This is a genomic window from Ruegeria sp. CF8 (genome assembly GCF_056537285.1).
This window is the reverse complement of the sequence record NZ_JBQFRG010000001.1, coordinates 443,955-458,251: the sequence shown is the minus strand read 5'-3', so window position 1 is coordinate 458,251 and position 14,297 is coordinate 443,955. Positions and strand designations below refer to the sequence as shown.

Below are 14,297 nucleotides of genomic sequence, written 5' to 3'. Positions count from 1 at the left end.
GATCAGTCCTTTTTCTTGTGTTTATGCGGGCCGCGTTCGACAATGTCTTGCAATCGATCTGCATACGCCTGTCTCTCCTCGTCGCCCATGGCGGCAACCCGCGCCAACCATTGCGTTTGCAAAGCCTGCTGCAATGCAGCCGTTGCCTGTGCCTGCTGTTGCAACAGCACTTCAACGGCGTCCGGATCAAAGGGAACCGTGCGCAACGCCTGGCTCATCGCCTCAAAATCCTGTTTGCGGCCTCGGGTTCCTTTTTTGTGCAGCCCCGACAGCTCACCCCGCATCGCTTTGCGGTCATCTTTTGGCAACGCCCGGTACAAGGCCGGTCCAAATCCCGGAGGTGCCTTGGCGTGATCCCCGCCTTTCAGACGCAACACAGTTCCGACAGCGACGCCAACGATCAAAAGATTCAGAGCCAGAGACACAACCAGGACAATGGGCATCCACCGGCGTTTGGGTTTGGGATCAGCGTTCATTCCGTGGTCTCCAGAAAACTCGTGTCATAGCCAAGGTCGGCCACAAGAAAGGTCGTCTCTTGCGTTGTCAGCAGGTTGGCAGGGTCGGGCAAAAAGGCAGGCGCGGAAAACCCGATCCAGACACCGGCCGCACTGGCCGCAACAAGGCCACTCAATCCCTGCCAGCCACCCAGATTGCGCACCAGCCTGTCCCACAGCGCAGGCCCCGGTTGTGGCGCGGATTTCATGCGGCCCAAGCGCACTGCCTCGGCATCCGTTTGGATGCGCACGGCCAAATCGTCTGGCAAGGCCGGCCGTTGTTGTCGCGCCTGAGCAAACATATGATCCAGTTCCAGATCGTTATCCGCCATTGTCATACCCCAGTTCTTCACGCCGTCCCGCCAGAATGGCGGCGAGGCTTCGTTTGCCACGCGCTGTCAGACTTTCAACCGCTTCCACGGAAACACCCATGATCCCGGCAATTTCGGGGTTGGGCAATTCTTCAATATGGCGCAGCACCACCGCTTGTCGCTGTCGCTCGGGCAACTCAGCCAACGCAATCTGCAAAGCGTCCTTACGCGCCTCGTCCTGCATACGATCAACCACACTGGCTTGACCATCTTCAGGCTCGGGAATATCCGACAATCTGTCGGGTGTTTTCTTGCGCCGGACATCCACGCACAGGTTCAGTGTCACCCGGTACAGCCAGGTCGAGACTTTGGCCTGGCCAGACACCCAATCCGGTGCCATTTGCCACAACCGCATCATCGCCTCTTGGGTCACGTCTTCGGCCTCAGCCCGGTTGCCCAACATGCGCATCGCGACCGAGTAACACCGAGGCCCAAGACGGTCAGTAAGAACCCGCGCGGCTTCGGCGTCACCATCGGCAAAGCGCCCCAGCAACGCATCGTCGCTGAGACTGCCCGCGCTGCACATCGCATCGCGGGCATCTTGTGGGTGGGAGGTCAGATCCTCCATCCTGCATCAGCTATCGTCAGCGTCCGAGCTGTGATGCTTTTTCTTGTGGTGCCGCCCCATCTTTTCTTTGGCATCGGCAAATTCCTGTTCCGAGATTCCGCCACTGTTATCCGCGTCCATACGATCAAACATCTTGTCAGCCCGGCGGGGTTTCGGCAACTCATCCTGGCTTAGAAACCCGTCTTTGTTCGCATCATTCTTTTCGAACATCTTGGCGACGCGATCACTTGCCTTTTTCTGCGCAGCCGCTTGCATCTCATCAAGGCTCAGTTGGCCATCCCCATCTGTATCCGCTTGCGTGAAGCGTGCGGCGCGGTGGGCCTCCATCTCTTGCTGCGTCACCTGACCGTCGCCGTCGGTGTCGAGCTCTTGAAAGGATACAGGCTCGCGTCCTCCTTTTTCGGCAGCCAGAACAGATGTGCCGGTGATGGCAACTGCGGACAAAACGATAGCCGTGATAAATGTCGCGTTTTTCATTTCGGTTTTTCCTTGTTGACGCGGCCCCAGTGCCGCTGCTCATACCTATTCAAACGCAGCCAACCAGGAATTCCGTCGCAACAAGTTGACTTTTTTGAGTATGAGTTCAGAAACGATTGCTGCGTATTGCGGACCAAGCGTTGCAAAGCGACGCACCCCCCTTTCAAATCCGCCCGTTCAGGCGCATTATCCCGCAAAGATTAATGCGCGAGTTATATTATGACAGATCAGACGATCGACACCGCGACCGAAACAGAGCGTGAAACATGGCCCGCCCTTGTTAAAGGGTTCCGGTGTAAATGCCCCAACTGTGGTGAAGGCAAGCTGTTGCACAGCTATCTCAAGGTCAATGACAACTGCTCGAATTGCGGGCAGGAGCTGTTTCATCACCGCGCTGATGACGGGCCGGCCTATTTGACCATCCTTCTTGTTGGTCACCTGCTGGCACCTGCTTTGCACGTGTCCTACGTCCATTGGCGGCCAGACCCCTGGACCATGGCCATCGGTTTCTCAATCGGTTGCGTTGCTCTGTCGCTGTACCTTCTCCCCCGTTTGAAAGGCGCCGTTGTCGCGTATCAGTGGGCCCGCCGTATTCACGGTTTCGGGACATCCAAGTGAACCGGACGGGCCGCGTGGCGCAGACATGACAGCAGACAAGACCGCCATCCGGGACGCCGCAACTGTCATCGTGTTGCGGGACAGATGGACCAACCCGTCGATCCTTATGGGTCAACGCGGGTCTAAAGCTGCGTTCATGCCAAACAAGTTCGTTTTTCCGGGCGGGGCCGTTGATCCAGCGGACTCAGGGATTCCTTTGGCAACTAAGTTACCCGATCTGTGCCATGACCGTTTGGCAGAACAGGCCGAGTCCGGATTGCAACATGCGTTGGCTGCCGCTGCCATTCGAGAGCTATGGGAAGAGACAGGGCTTGTTCTGGGCCAACCGGGCGTGTGGCCAGGTCTCGCGCCCGACGACTGGCAGAGTTTTTCCGCCATGGGATACGTACCGTCTGCAGCTGCCTTGCAGTTCGTATTCCGCGCTGTAACTCCGCCCGGTCGCCCTCGTCGGTTTGACGCACGGTTCTTTTTGGTCGACGCCGAAGCCCTGCAAGGTGATCTGGACGACTTCAGTCGCGCCTCAGACGAGCTGTCGCATCTGCAATGGGTGCAACTGGACCGCGCGCGCGATCTTGACCTGCCGTTCATCACCGAGGTTGTTCTGGCAGAAATAGCAGCCCGGGTTACAAAACCCGAGCCGCCTGCGTCAGTGCCATTCTATAAGAATGACGAAGAAGCCAATCTGTTTTTGCGGCTCAGGGGCTATCCGATGCCCGATCACGACTGACATATCGCTTTCACCGCATCCGGCTGACAACCACCGTCACTTCGGGCTTTTTACCGATTTCCGCTTTGGCGGTCTGCCTTACGATCCGGCGCATCTCGTCTTCCAGCTTGTCATCATCGCGCAATGTTTTGGCCGCGGCCCGCATCAGAAACTGGTTCAGATCCTCTTCCAAAACCTCCACCAAGGCAGCGCGTGAAGTTCCGATCTCGGGCAAGCCCATCGTATCGCACCAAGGTTCGCCCAGCGGTTCGTCTTCTTCGTCCAGAACCACGGTAACGGTGACATGCCCGTTGAGCGCCATACGAATACGATCCCGCACCACGCCGTCCAACGCGCCGATCTTGACCGACCCGTCCAAGTATGTGCGCCCGGTTTCAACATAGTCGACAACAGCCGGGGCGTTACCGCTGAGATCCAGCATGGTACCGTTCACTGCCAGCACACCGGTTCTACCGCCATTCTCGGCCAGTTTGACGTGTTCGCGCAGGTGGCGGTGTTCACCGTGCATGGGGATCACGACCTGCGGATCAATCAACGCATGGACCTTCTCAAGGTCAGGCCGGTTGGCATGGCCCGACACGTGATAGAGACCGGAGCTGTCATCGACGACATCCACACCCTTTTCGCTAAGCTGGTTCATGATGAAGATTACGCCCCGTTCATTGCCCGGAATGGTTTTCGAGGAAAACAGGAACAGGTCACCCTCGGCCAATTCCAGACCGCGGTACTTGCCGCGCGCGAGTTGCGCGCTGGCGGCCCTACGCTCGCCCTGACTGCCCGTCACGATCAGCATCAGGTTCTGACGCGGCAGATCCAGCGCCTCTTCGGCACTGATCACCTTTGGAAAATCCACAAGGATGCCCGTTTCGGTCGCGGCTTCGATCATTCGGCGCATGGCGCGGCCCAACAGGACGACCGACCGCCCTGCTCTCTGACCCGCCTCTGCCAGTGTTTTGACCCGCGCGACGTTTGAGGCAAAGGTGGTTGCCACAACCATGCCTTCGGCGCTTTCGACCAGTTTGGTGATTTCCGGCCCTACTTCGGATTCCGAACGACCTGGATGGGCCGAGAACACATTTGTGCTGTCGCAGACCAGCGCCTTGACGCCGGGCTTGGCGACCTCGGCCCAAAGATCAGGATCGAAAGCCTCACCCACGACAGGGTTTGCATCCAGTTTGAAATCGCCCGAATGCACGACCCGTCCGGCAGGCGTGTCGATGACCAACGCCGCGCTTTCGGGGATCGAGTGCGATACAGGCAGGAAACCAACCGTAAAAGGCCCGACCGCGACCTGTTCGGGCCAGGCGGATACGGTCGTCACCGCCTCGGTCGGGTGCGCCTGTTCGTCCATCTTGCGGCGCACGATATTGGCCGTGAACGCGCGGGCATAGACCGGCGCGCCCAAAGCTTCATAGCAATGCGCCACCGCGCCAACATGGTCCTCATGCGCGTGGGTGATAAAAACGCCGTCCAGCCGGTCAGCACGCTCTTTCAACCAAGAGATATCTGCGTAAATCAGGTCAACACCGGGTGTTGTGTCCATGTCCGGAAAGGTAACACCCAAATCGACAAGGATCAGGCGTTCCTGACCGGGTTTGCCGTAGCCATACACATAGGCGTTCATGCCAATTTCGCCCGCGCCACCCAGCGGCAGGTAGATCAATCTTTCACTGCTCATTCGGAGCCATTATCCTTGTTATAGCGATGGATCACGGTCAAACCGTGCATCGTCAGATCATCTTCGAACGCATCAAACAGATGTGCGGCCTGTTGGAACAACGGAGCCAACCCGCCTGTAGCAATCACTTTCATCGGAACCCCGGCCTCGCCTTTAATACGCTCACAAATTTCGCGCACAAGACCCACATAGCCCCAGAACACGCCGGACTGCATACATTCTACAGTGTTTGTACCAATCACCTTTTGCGGCTTCGAGATATCAACGTGGGGCAAAGCCGCTGCGGCCAAATGCAAGGCCTCAAGGCTAAGGTTAACGCCCGGTGCGATGACACCACCCACATAGGCCCCATCAGGCGCAACGACATCAAATGTTGTGGCCGTTCCGAAATCCACAACGATCAAATCGCCACCGAAACGATCATAGGCACCTGCCGCATTTACAATGCGGTCGGGTCCGACCTGCGTGCCTTCGTCAACACGAGGTGGGCTGGGCAACAGTGTTTCGGGCTTTCCCACGACCAGTGGTCGACATCCAAAAAACCGATCCGCGAAAACGCGCAAATTGAACACCACGCGTGGCACAGTGGATGAAATGATGACGTCTGTGATCTCAGCATCGATCTCGTAGTGTTTCACCAATGTCGAATACCACGTGAAATACGCATCCGCAGTGCGGGAATGGTGGGTCGAGGTACGCAGGGTACACAGGAACTTCTCGCCGTCCCAGATCGAGAAAACGGTATTGGTGTTGCCGCAATCAATGGCCAGAAGCATCTAACGCCCCTTTCAGAAATACACGTCTGCCGCAGGAATGCTCACGCGGCCTTTGGCGGTGTTTAAGACAAGGTTGCCGCTTGCGTCCACTGTTTCGAAGGTTCCAACCGTCTCTGACGTTCCAGTTCGCGCGGTGATGACCTCTCCCAACCGGGCTGCACGGGCCAGCCATGCGGTGCGGATTGGCTCGAACCCATATGTGGTAAATTGGGTTTCGTAAGCGGCATAAGCGGCTGCCAGTTCGGTTAGGAAATCTTCGGGCGAGACATTTGAACCGGTTTCTGACAGCAATGAAACGGGTCGCATGGCACCAGGTTCGACCGCATCCGCGTCCGGTGCATTGGCCAAATTCACCCCGATCCCGATCGCCAGATGTGCTACTCCTTGCCCCTGCCCGGTGCTTTCCAGCAGTATTCCAGCAAGCTTGCCCCCGTTTAACAGAACATCGTTCGGCCACTTCAACGATAACCCCGCGGCCCTCCCGGTTACGGCGACGCAGGCATCAAACAATGCAAGCGCAGCCACAAAGCTGCGCAACGCCGCCTGTTCCGGCGCTCCTTGCGGGCGCATCAGCAATGTCGCGGCCAGATTACCCATCGGATTGGCCCATGCCCGCCCGCGCCGTCCGCGCGCCGCTGTCTGATGATGCGCCATGATCCAGACGGGACCACGCGCAGTGGGAGCAATCCGCGCTGCCTCATTGAGTGTGCTATCGACTTCCTGCACCTCGTGCAGTCCATAGCCTTGGGGCCATTTGGTCATATCAAAAAGGCCCGGTCACGCGACCGAGCCCCTCCTTCCGAGTGTTCAAGACCTTCAGTTGACAAGCGTCGCTGCCGCAGCTGCCGCCGCGCCCTCGACACCAAACTGATAGAAGATACCGATCAGCATCAAGGCGGCCGAGCCCATCAACGCGACCCACAACACCGGCGTCGACCGGGTTTCAATCGGGTCTTCATTCTCGGCCCCGAAATACATGTAGAACACGATCCGCAGGTAATAGAAGGCACCAATGACGGACGCGATGGCCGAGACGATCACAAGACCGGTCAGACCCGCGCTGACGCCTGCTTGCCAAACGCCAAATTTCGCAAAGAAACCCAGCATCGGCGGCACACCGGCCAGCGAGAACATCAGGATCAGAACGGCAAGGGCTTTGCCCGGATCGCGCTTGGAATATTGGCGCAAGGCATCAATATCGGTGATCGGCTTGCCGTCACGTTCCATCATCAGGATGAAGGCAAAGGTTCCGATGTTCATGGTCACGTAGATGGCCAGATACATCAGCATCGCTTTGATGCCCAACTCAGTGCCTGCCGCCAGACCGATCAGAGCATAACCCATATGGGCAATCGACGAGAAGGCCATCAGACGTTTGATGTCGCGCTGACCAATCGCAGCCACCGCACCCAGCAGCATCGACAGAACCGAAAGCAGGACGATCACCTGCTGCCAGTCTTTCACAATACCTCCAAACGCGTCATGCATCAGCCGTGCAAAAAGGGCCATGGCGGCCACTTTCGGCGCGGTCGCGAAGAAGGCAGTAATCGGCGTTGGCGAGCCTTCGTACACGTCCGGTGTCCACATATGGAACGGCACGGCCGAGACTTTGAAGGCCAGACCTGAGATCAGGAAGATCAGACCGAACAACAGGCCAATCGAAACTTCCCCGGCCTGAACGGTCGTGATGATGCCTGAAAAGAGCGTGGTTCCGGTAAAGCCATAGACCAGCGAGGCACCATAAAGCAGCAGACCCGAGCTGAGTGCACCCAGCACGAAATACTTCAGACCCGCTTCGGTCGATTTCGCGCTGTCACGACGCAATGCCGCAACAACATAGAGCGACAGCGATTGCAGTTCGAGCCCCATATAAAGCGACATCAAATCGCCCGCGCTGACCATCATCATCATGCCAACAGCGGCAAGTGCCACCAGCAGCGGATACTCAAACCGCAGCAAATCGCGGCGCGCCATGTAGTCCTGGCTCATGACCAGAACGGCACCTGCCGAAAGCAGGATCGCAACCTTGGCGAAACGGGCGAACCCGTCGTCGACGAACATGCCATTGAAGGCCACATTGGTGCCCTCGCCTTGCGTGGCGATCCAGATCGCCAGAAGGGCCATCAGACCAGCTGTGGTCCAGACCAACAAAGGTGCCATGCCGTCTTTCGTCGTATAGACAGCCCCCAAGAGCGCCGCCATCGCGTAGAGCGCCAGAATGATTTCCGGCAGGATAATTGTCAGATCAGCCTGGATCATGTCTCCAAAGCTCCCTTAGTGCGAGGCGGCCGTCTGGGTCGCAGCCTCAGCCGCGGCCAGAGCCGTGTCATAGTTCGAAATCAGCGCGGTGGTGGATTGCCCGATTACATCCGTTACCAGCGACGGGTAAACGCCCAAAAGGATGGTCATCACGATCAGCGGGGCAAAGATCAGACGTTCGCGCGAGCTCATGTCGGTCATCGCCTTCAGGCTTTCCTTGATCAGGTCGCCAAAGACCACGCGGCGGTACAGCCACAGCGCATAACCGGCCGAAAAGATCACACCGGTCGCAGCCACAGCCGTCACCCAAGTATTGACCTGGAACGCGCCCATCAGGGTCAGGAATTCCCCTATAAACCCGGATGTGCCCGGCAAGCCGACATTGGCCATGGTGAACAGCATGAAGACCAGCGCGTAAGCAGGCATCCGAATGACCAGACCGCCATAAGCCTCGATGTCGCGGGTGTGCATCCGGTCATAGATCACGCCGACACACAGGAAGAGCGCCGCCGAGATAAACCCGTGGCTCAGCATCTGGAAGATCGCGCCATCGATACCCTGCTGGTTTGCCGCAAAGATGCCCATGGTCACAAAGCCCATATGCGCGACCGAAGAGTAAGCGATCAGCTTCTTCATGTCCTCTTGCACCAACGCCACCAGCGAGGTGTAGACAACCGCAATCGCAGACATCCACAGCACCAGATCGGTCATCACCGCCGATCCCACAGGGAACATCGGCAGACTGAACCGCAGGAAGCCATAGCCGCCCATCTTCAGCAGGATTGCTGCAAGTACGACCGAACCCGCTGTCGGAGCCTGAACGTGCGCATCCGGCAACCAGGTGTGCACCGGCCACATCGGCATTTTCACCGCAAACGACGCAAAGAAGGCCAGGAACATCAAAGTCTGCATACCGCCGACAACATAGACGCCCAGAACGCTGAAGCTTTCCGATGAGAACTGATGGCTCATCAGCGCCTCGATATCCGTCGTGCCCGCATCTGCATACATTGCAACCATAGCCACCAGCATCAGCACCGAGCCAAGGAAGGTGTAGAGGAAGAACTTGAAGCTGGCGTAGATACGGTCCTTGCCGCCCCAGATGCCGATGATCAGGAACATCGGGATCAGGCCCGCCTCGAAGAACAGGTAGAACAGCACCAGATCCAGCGCCATGAACACGCCCAGCATCAGCGTTTCCAGCAGCAGGAAGGCGACCATGTATTCCTTGACCCGGTCGGTTACATTCCAGCTGGCCAGAATGGTCAGAGGCATGATGAAGGTGGTCAGCAGGACGAACAGAACGCTGATGCCGTCCACACCCATCTTGTATTTCAGGCCCATCAGCCACTCACCCTCTTCCACCATCTGGAAGCCGGGGTTCGAGGGATCAAAGCCGGTATAGATGCCAATCGATACCAGGAAGGTCACGGTCGTCGCCAAAAGCGCAATCCACTTGGCATTGCGTTGGGCCGCAGCATCATCCCCATGCAGGAACAGGGCCAGAATACCTGCTGCAATCGCCGGGATGAACGTAACGATGGAAAGGATATTGTCCATTAGTTGGCCCCTCCGCCGATAGACATCCAGGTCACAAGAGCTGCGATGCCCAGCACCATCCAGAAGGCATAGGTAAAGATGTACCCGGTCTGCGCCTTGCCTGCGAGGCGGGTAAAGAAGGGAACAACGCCCATTGCTACTCCGTTCAGGAAGCCATCAATTGTATTTCCATCGCCGCGCTTCCACAGGAACCGGCCAAGCGCCACGGTGGGTTTGACGAAGATCGCGTCGTAAATCTCGTCAAAGTACCACTTGTTCTTGAGGAACAGGTACAGCGGGCGCTGGTTCTCGGCCAGCCGTGCTGGCAGCGTCGTGTTCACGATGTAGAACCAATAGGCCACGATAAAGCCGAGGACCATCGCGACAAAGGGCGAAACCTTAACCCATTTCGGAGCGGCGTGCGCATCGTCCAACACGTGGTTGTCCGGTGCCATATACAGCGCGCCCTCGCCCGGTTCGCCGACAAAGGCATAGTGGTGATCACCGCCATGCGCAGCTTTGTCACCGTGGCCGTCGTCTGCATGGCCCTCATCCGCATGTGTTTCAGTGCCATGACCATCATCCGCATGACCGTCATCCGAATGTGCGGCATCGTCATGCTCTTCTGCTTTGCCGTGATCGCCGGCCTCTGCGTGCTCAGACGCTTCGGCAACAGGGATGCCATAGAACTTGCCAACCTTGTCGGCGTGGCCAAAGAAATTGCCGTACCAGATCATCCCGGCAAAAACCGCGCCCAGTGACAGAACGCCCAGCGGCACCAGCATGACCATCGGGCTTTCATGCGCGTGATCATGCGTATGTTTGTCGCCACGCGGCTCACCGTAGAAGGTCAGGAAGATCAGACGCCAGCTGTAGAACGAGGTGAACGCAGCCGCCACAACCAGCAACCAGAAGCCATAGCCCGAGCCACCCGCATAAGCGCTCTCGATAATGGCATCCTTCGACAGGAACCCTGCAAAACCAAACGTGGTCAACGGAATACCAACGCCAGTGATGGCCAGCGTCCCGATCATCATCGCCCAGAAGGTATAGGGGATCTTCTTACGCAGTCCGCCGTATTCAGTCATCTCCTGCTCGTGATGCATGGCGTGGATCACGGAACCCGCACCAAGGAACAACAGGGCTTTGAAGAAGGCGTGAGTAAACAGGTGGAACATCGCCGCCGAGTACATGCCCACGCCTGCAGCCACGAACATGTATCCAAGCTGAGAACAGGTCGAATACGCAATCACGCGCTTGATGTCGGTTTGCACCAGACCCACCGTGGCCGCAAAGAATGCGGTGGACGCGCCCAGTACCGTGATGAAGCCGGTTGCGCCCGGCGCAAACTCCATCAGCGGCGACATACGGCAGACCAGGAAGACACCCGCCGTCACCATGGTTGCAGCGTGGATCAGGGCCGACACAGGCGTCGGGCCTTCCATCGCGTCCGGCAACCAGGTGTGCAGGATCAACTGAGCCGATTTACCCATCGCGCCGATGAACAGCAGCACACAGATGACTTCAATCGCTGTCCACTCGCCCCACAGGAAGTGCAGCTTTTCTTCGGCCAGCGCCGGGGCGGACGCAAAGATGTCCGAGAAATTGATGCTGTCGGTCAAGAAGAAGATCGCGAAGATCCCCAGCGCAAAGCCGAAGTCACCCACCCGGTTCACGATGAACGCTTTCATCGCCGCCGCATTGGCCGAAGACTTGCGATAATAGAAGCCGATCAACAGGTACGAGGCGACACCCACGCCTTCCCAGCCAAAGAACATCTGCACCAGATTGTCCGCTGTCACCAGCATCAGCATGGCGAATGTGAAGAAGGACAGATAGGCAAAGAAACGCGGCTTATAGCTTTCGCCCTCGCGCCACTGCGGGTCGTGATCCATGTATCCGAAGGAATAGAGGTGCACGAGCGCCGAAACGGTTGTCACCACAATCAGCATGATCGCAGTCAGACGGTCCAGACGGATCGCCCAGCTTGTCGACAACGAGCCGCTTTCGATCCAGCGCATGATCTCTATTTGCTGGGTCACCCCATCAAATGTGAAGAAAACGATCCACGACAGCAGACAGGCCAGAAACAGCAGGCCCGTGGCCGTCCACATGGCGGCTTTCTCGCCAATGAACTTCCAGCCAAAGCCGCAGATCAGCGCGCCCACGAGCGGGGCAAAGAGGATGGTGGTTTCCATAGTTCTCTTAGCCCTTCATCATATTGACGTCTTCAACCGCGATGGTGCCACGGTTGCGGAAGAAGCAGACCAGAATGGCCAGACCAATCGCCGCCTCAGCTGCCGCAACGGTCAGCACGAACAGCGTAAACACCTGCCCGACCAGATCGCCGAGGAAACTGGAAAACGCCACGAGGTTGATATTCACCGCCAGCAGCATCAGTTCGATGCTCATCAGCAGGATGATGACGTTCTTGCGGTTCAGGAAGAGACCGAAGATGCCGATGACGAACAGCGTCGCCGCGACCGTAAGATAGTGTTCAAGTCCGATCATCGTCTCAAAGTCCCTGCCCCGGTTTAACGTCCTTCAACTCCATCGCCTTGGCCGGGTCTCGCATCATCTGGCCGACGATGTCCTGACGCTTGATGTCCTGACGGTGGCGCAATGTCAGCACGATGGCGCCGATCATGGCCACCAGCAGGATCAGGCCCGCCAGTTGGAACAGAAGGAAATATTGATCATAAAGGATGACACCCAACGCCTCGGTGTTGTGGCGGTCCGCTGGAACTGGCTGGGCCAGATTGGCCGCCGCACCCTGCGCGCTGTCCCAAGCGCCAAAGGCCATGACGAACTGCATCAGGATGACCAGACCGATCAGCAGGGCCAGCGGCATATAGCGTGCCATCTCGGCCTTGAGTTCGGCAAAGTCCACGTCCAGCATCATCACCACGAACAGGAACAGAACCGCAACCGCGCCCACGTAGACGATGATCAACAGCATCGCCACAAACTCGGCCCCCAGCAGCACGAACAGCCCCGCCGCCGACAGGAAGGACAGGATCAGCCACAACACCGAGTGCACCGGCTGGCGGCTGATCACCGTGAACAGCCCGCCGGTGATGGCGCTGATGGCAAAAAGATAGAAGGCAAAGACGGTCATTGATCCTCATCCTCGTTGCCGCCCATGACCTCTTGCGCCAGATCCAGCGCGCGGGTCATGGCCGGGATGCCGGCAAAGACCGACATCTGACCGATCGTTTCCACGATCTCTTGTTTCTTGGCACCCGCTTCCAGCGCGTGGCGCACAGTTTGGCGCACGGCACTATCCGCTTGCGCGCCCTGACAGGTCAGCCCGGCCAGCGTCAACAGCAGGCGGGTTTTGGCATCCAGCCCGTCTTTGTTGACGGTGTTGCCGAACATCATCTCCATGACCTCTTTCGGCATGGTCGGCCACAGCGCTTCGAACCCCTTGGGCGAAAAGCTTTCCATCGCCGGGTTCATCGCCTTGGCCATGTCCTGAGCCTGCTTCATCATCAGCTCGAACGGATTTGTCGGGCTGTCAGTCATCGATACGGCGCGTCCATTTCCAGATTGCGGGCGATTTCGGCTTCCCAGCGTTCACCGTTATCCAGCAGTTTTTCCTTGTCGTAGAACAGCTCTTCGCGGGTTTCCGTGGCGAATTCGAAATTCGGACCTTCGACGATGGCGTCGACCGGGCATGCCTCTTGGCAGAAGCCGCAATAGATGCATTTGGTCATGTCGATGTCGTAACGCGTTGTACGGCGGCTGCCGTCTTCGCGCGGCTCGGCGTCGATGGTGATGGCTTGCGCGGGACAAACCGCTTCACACAGTTTGCAGGCAATACAGCGTTCTTCACCGTTGGGATAACGACGCAGAGCGTGTTCCCCACGGAATCGCGGCGACAAAGGGCCCTTTTCGTGCGGGTAGTTCACGGTGGCCTTCGGGGCAAAGAAGTACTTGAGCCCCAATTTCATACCGACCCAGAAGTCCTGTAGCAGAAAGTACTTGGCGGCGCGGGTATAGTCGATTTGAGTCATAGAGAGCTAACCTTCTGATCATATCGCGTTCCACCGGCATTGGAGTAGTCACGCCAGTGCGTCTCGTAGTCACTTTGAAGAACCGTGTCCGTGAGAGACGCTTCGGAACCGCGCTGGATTTCATAGTACAAATAGACCTGCCCATCCGGGAGGGCATCGCCCAGGTCGATCCGCCGTTCTCCATCCGCCGGATCTTGTAGATCCAAAATCGCCTGGTGAAAGGCGTGGCTGCGTTGAATCGCCTGGCACGTGTTGACCACACAGCCTGCGTTCCGACGCCAGAACGAATAGACCAGTTCCGGGTTGAACTGATACATCCCATGCCCGGCCCAGCCGTTCAGGCCATTCACCGAGATGAAATGCCCGCCGGGCTTCAGCATGTGAAACACGTTTTCCAGCGCAACGGGGACGTTAAACACATGCTCAATCGTTCCACCGTCGAAGATGAAATCGAATTGACCCGCAAGCTCTTTCGGAATGGGGCGGTTTAGGTCCTGAAGGATCGTTGCACCTTCATGGTCCGAGAAATCCATAGTTTCGACTTCACCGAATCCCAGCTTGCGAAAGAACGTCTCGCTGTAGCCATCCGACTGCTGGAGGTCTTCTAACTGAATATGATCCAGTCCCTCTCGGCGCAGTTTGCGCTGAAAGATCCTGGGCGGGCGCAGGCGAACAAATTCCTGACGGCCCAGCATCAATGAACGGCCTTCTACAGAGTGCCGTGTCGAAAACTCGACAAGCTTTGAGAAGACTGTGAAATCGATACCCAACGCG

General features: G+C 57.7%; 17 protein-coding genes. 2 read left to right on the top strand and 15 right to left on the bottom strand.

Annotated elements, in window-relative coordinates; genetic code table 11:
• Nucleotides 1-2 precede the first annotated feature (2 nt).
• Genes ACR0EV_RS02235 through ACR0EV_RS02220 form a run of 4 tightly spaced genes read right to left on the bottom strand, consistent with a single transcriptional unit; the run spans nt 3 to nt 1,910 of the window.
• The gene (locus tag ACR0EV_RS02235) at nt 3-476 is read right to left on the bottom strand and encodes a periplasmic heavy metal sensor (RefSeq protein ID WP_480798606.1); all 474 of its coding nucleotides are present in this window, start codon (nt 474-476) and stop codon (nt 3-5) included.
• Entirely contained in the window at nt 473-826 is a 354-nt protein-coding gene (locus tag ACR0EV_RS02230) for a hypothetical protein (protein ID WP_480798605.1), read from the bottom strand. The genes ACR0EV_RS02235 and ACR0EV_RS02230 overlap by 4 nt, the downstream gene beginning before the upstream one ends.
• Nucleotides 816-1,433 (bottom strand): RNA polymerase sigma factor, encoded by a 618-nt coding sequence (locus ACR0EV_RS02225; RefSeq protein WP_480798604.1) that lies wholly within the window; start codon nt 1,431-1,433, stop codon nt 816-818. The genes ACR0EV_RS02230 and ACR0EV_RS02225 overlap by 11 nt, the downstream gene beginning before the upstream one ends.
• Before the next feature lie 6 nt (nt 1,434-1,439).
• The gene (locus ACR0EV_RS02220; RefSeq protein WP_480798603.1) at nt 1,440-1,910 is read right to left on the bottom strand and encodes an EF-hand domain-containing protein; all 471 of its coding nucleotides are present in this window, start codon (nt 1,908-1,910) and stop codon (nt 1,440-1,442) included.
• A gap of 219 nt (nt 1,911-2,129) precedes the next feature.
• Between ACR0EV_RS02220 and ACR0EV_RS02215 the strand changes: the two genes are divergently transcribed.
• A complete protein-coding gene (locus ACR0EV_RS02215) occupies nt 2,130-2,528 on the top strand; it encodes a DUF983 domain-containing protein (protein WP_480798602.1) in 399 nt (132 codons plus the stop codon).
• A gap of 25 nt (nt 2,529-2,553) precedes the next feature.
• The gene (locus tag ACR0EV_RS02210; protein WP_480798601.1) at nt 2,554-3,255 is read left to right on the top strand and encodes an NUDIX hydrolase; all 702 of its coding nucleotides are present in this window, start codon (nt 2,554-2,556) and stop codon (nt 3,253-3,255) included.
• Between the two features lie 10 nt (nt 3,256-3,265).
• On the opposite strand, the gene ACR0EV_RS02205 is transcribed toward ACR0EV_RS02210, so the two are convergent.
• From ACR0EV_RS02205 to ACR0EV_RS02155, 11 genes are read right to left on the bottom strand one after another with little or no spacing between them, the layout of a single operon-like run.
• A complete protein-coding gene (locus ACR0EV_RS02205) occupies nt 3,266-4,933 on the bottom strand; it encodes a ribonuclease J (protein ID WP_480798600.1) in 1,668 nt (555 codons plus the stop codon).
• Nucleotides 4,930-5,709 carry a type III pantothenate kinase gene (locus ACR0EV_RS02200; protein WP_480798599.1) on the bottom strand — a complete coding sequence of 260 codons (780 nt, stop codon included), beginning with the start codon at nt 5,707-5,709 and terminating at the stop codon, nt 4,930-4,932. Before ACR0EV_RS02200 ends, ACR0EV_RS02205 begins: the two co-directional genes overlap by 4 nt.
• 12 nt (nt 5,710-5,721) lie before the next feature.
• Complete coding sequence (locus tag ACR0EV_RS02195; protein ID WP_480798598.1) at nt 5,722-6,471, bottom strand: biotin--[acetyl-CoA-carboxylase] ligase; 750 nt, start codon at nt 6,469-6,471, stop codon at nt 5,722-5,724.
• Nucleotides 6,472-6,525: 54 nt separating this feature from the next.
• Nucleotides 6,526-7,968 (bottom strand): NADH-quinone oxidoreductase subunit NuoN, encoded by a 1,443-nt coding sequence (gene nuoN, locus ACR0EV_RS02190; RefSeq protein WP_171105703.1) that lies wholly within the window; start codon nt 7,966-7,968, stop codon nt 6,526-6,528.
• 15 nt (nt 7,969-7,983) lie between these two features.
• Complete coding sequence (locus ACR0EV_RS02185; RefSeq protein ID WP_480798597.1) at nt 7,984-9,528, bottom strand: NADH-quinone oxidoreductase subunit M; 1,545 nt, start codon at nt 9,526-9,528, stop codon at nt 7,984-7,986.
• The gene (gene nuoL / locus ACR0EV_RS02180) at nt 9,528-11,705 is read right to left on the bottom strand and encodes an NADH-quinone oxidoreductase subunit L (protein ID WP_480798596.1); all 2,178 of its coding nucleotides are present in this window, start codon (nt 11,703-11,705) and stop codon (nt 9,528-9,530) included. Before nuoL ends, ACR0EV_RS02185 begins: the two co-directional genes overlap by 1 nt.
• A gap of 7 nt (nt 11,706-11,712) precedes the next feature.
• The gene (gene nuoK, locus ACR0EV_RS02175; protein ID WP_005984024.1) at nt 11,713-12,018 is read right to left on the bottom strand and encodes an NADH-quinone oxidoreductase subunit NuoK; all 306 of its coding nucleotides are present in this window, start codon (nt 12,016-12,018) and stop codon (nt 11,713-11,715) included.
• 4 nt (nt 12,019-12,022) lie between these two features.
• Nucleotides 12,023-12,625: an NADH-quinone oxidoreductase subunit J gene (locus tag ACR0EV_RS02170; protein WP_170615376.1), complete on the bottom strand. Its 603-nt coding sequence runs from the start codon at nt 12,623-12,625 to the stop codon at nt 12,023-12,025.
• The gene (locus ACR0EV_RS02165; protein WP_171092158.1) at nt 12,622-13,032 is read right to left on the bottom strand and encodes a carboxymuconolactone decarboxylase family protein; all 411 of its coding nucleotides are present in this window, start codon (nt 13,030-13,032) and stop codon (nt 12,622-12,624) included. The genes ACR0EV_RS02170 and ACR0EV_RS02165 overlap by 4 nt, the downstream gene beginning before the upstream one ends.
• Nucleotides 13,029-13,523 (bottom strand): NADH-quinone oxidoreductase subunit NuoI, encoded by a 495-nt coding sequence (gene nuoI / locus ACR0EV_RS02160; RefSeq protein WP_170331439.1) that lies wholly within the window; start codon nt 13,521-13,523, stop codon nt 13,029-13,031. Before nuoI ends, ACR0EV_RS02165 begins: the two co-directional genes overlap by 4 nt.
• Nucleotides 13,520-14,293 (bottom strand): methyltransferase domain-containing protein, encoded by a 774-nt coding sequence (locus ACR0EV_RS02155; RefSeq protein ID WP_480798595.1) that lies wholly within the window; start codon nt 14,291-14,293, stop codon nt 13,520-13,522. Before ACR0EV_RS02155 ends, nuoI begins: the two co-directional genes overlap by 4 nt.
• Nucleotides 14,294-14,297: the final 4 nt, after the last annotated feature.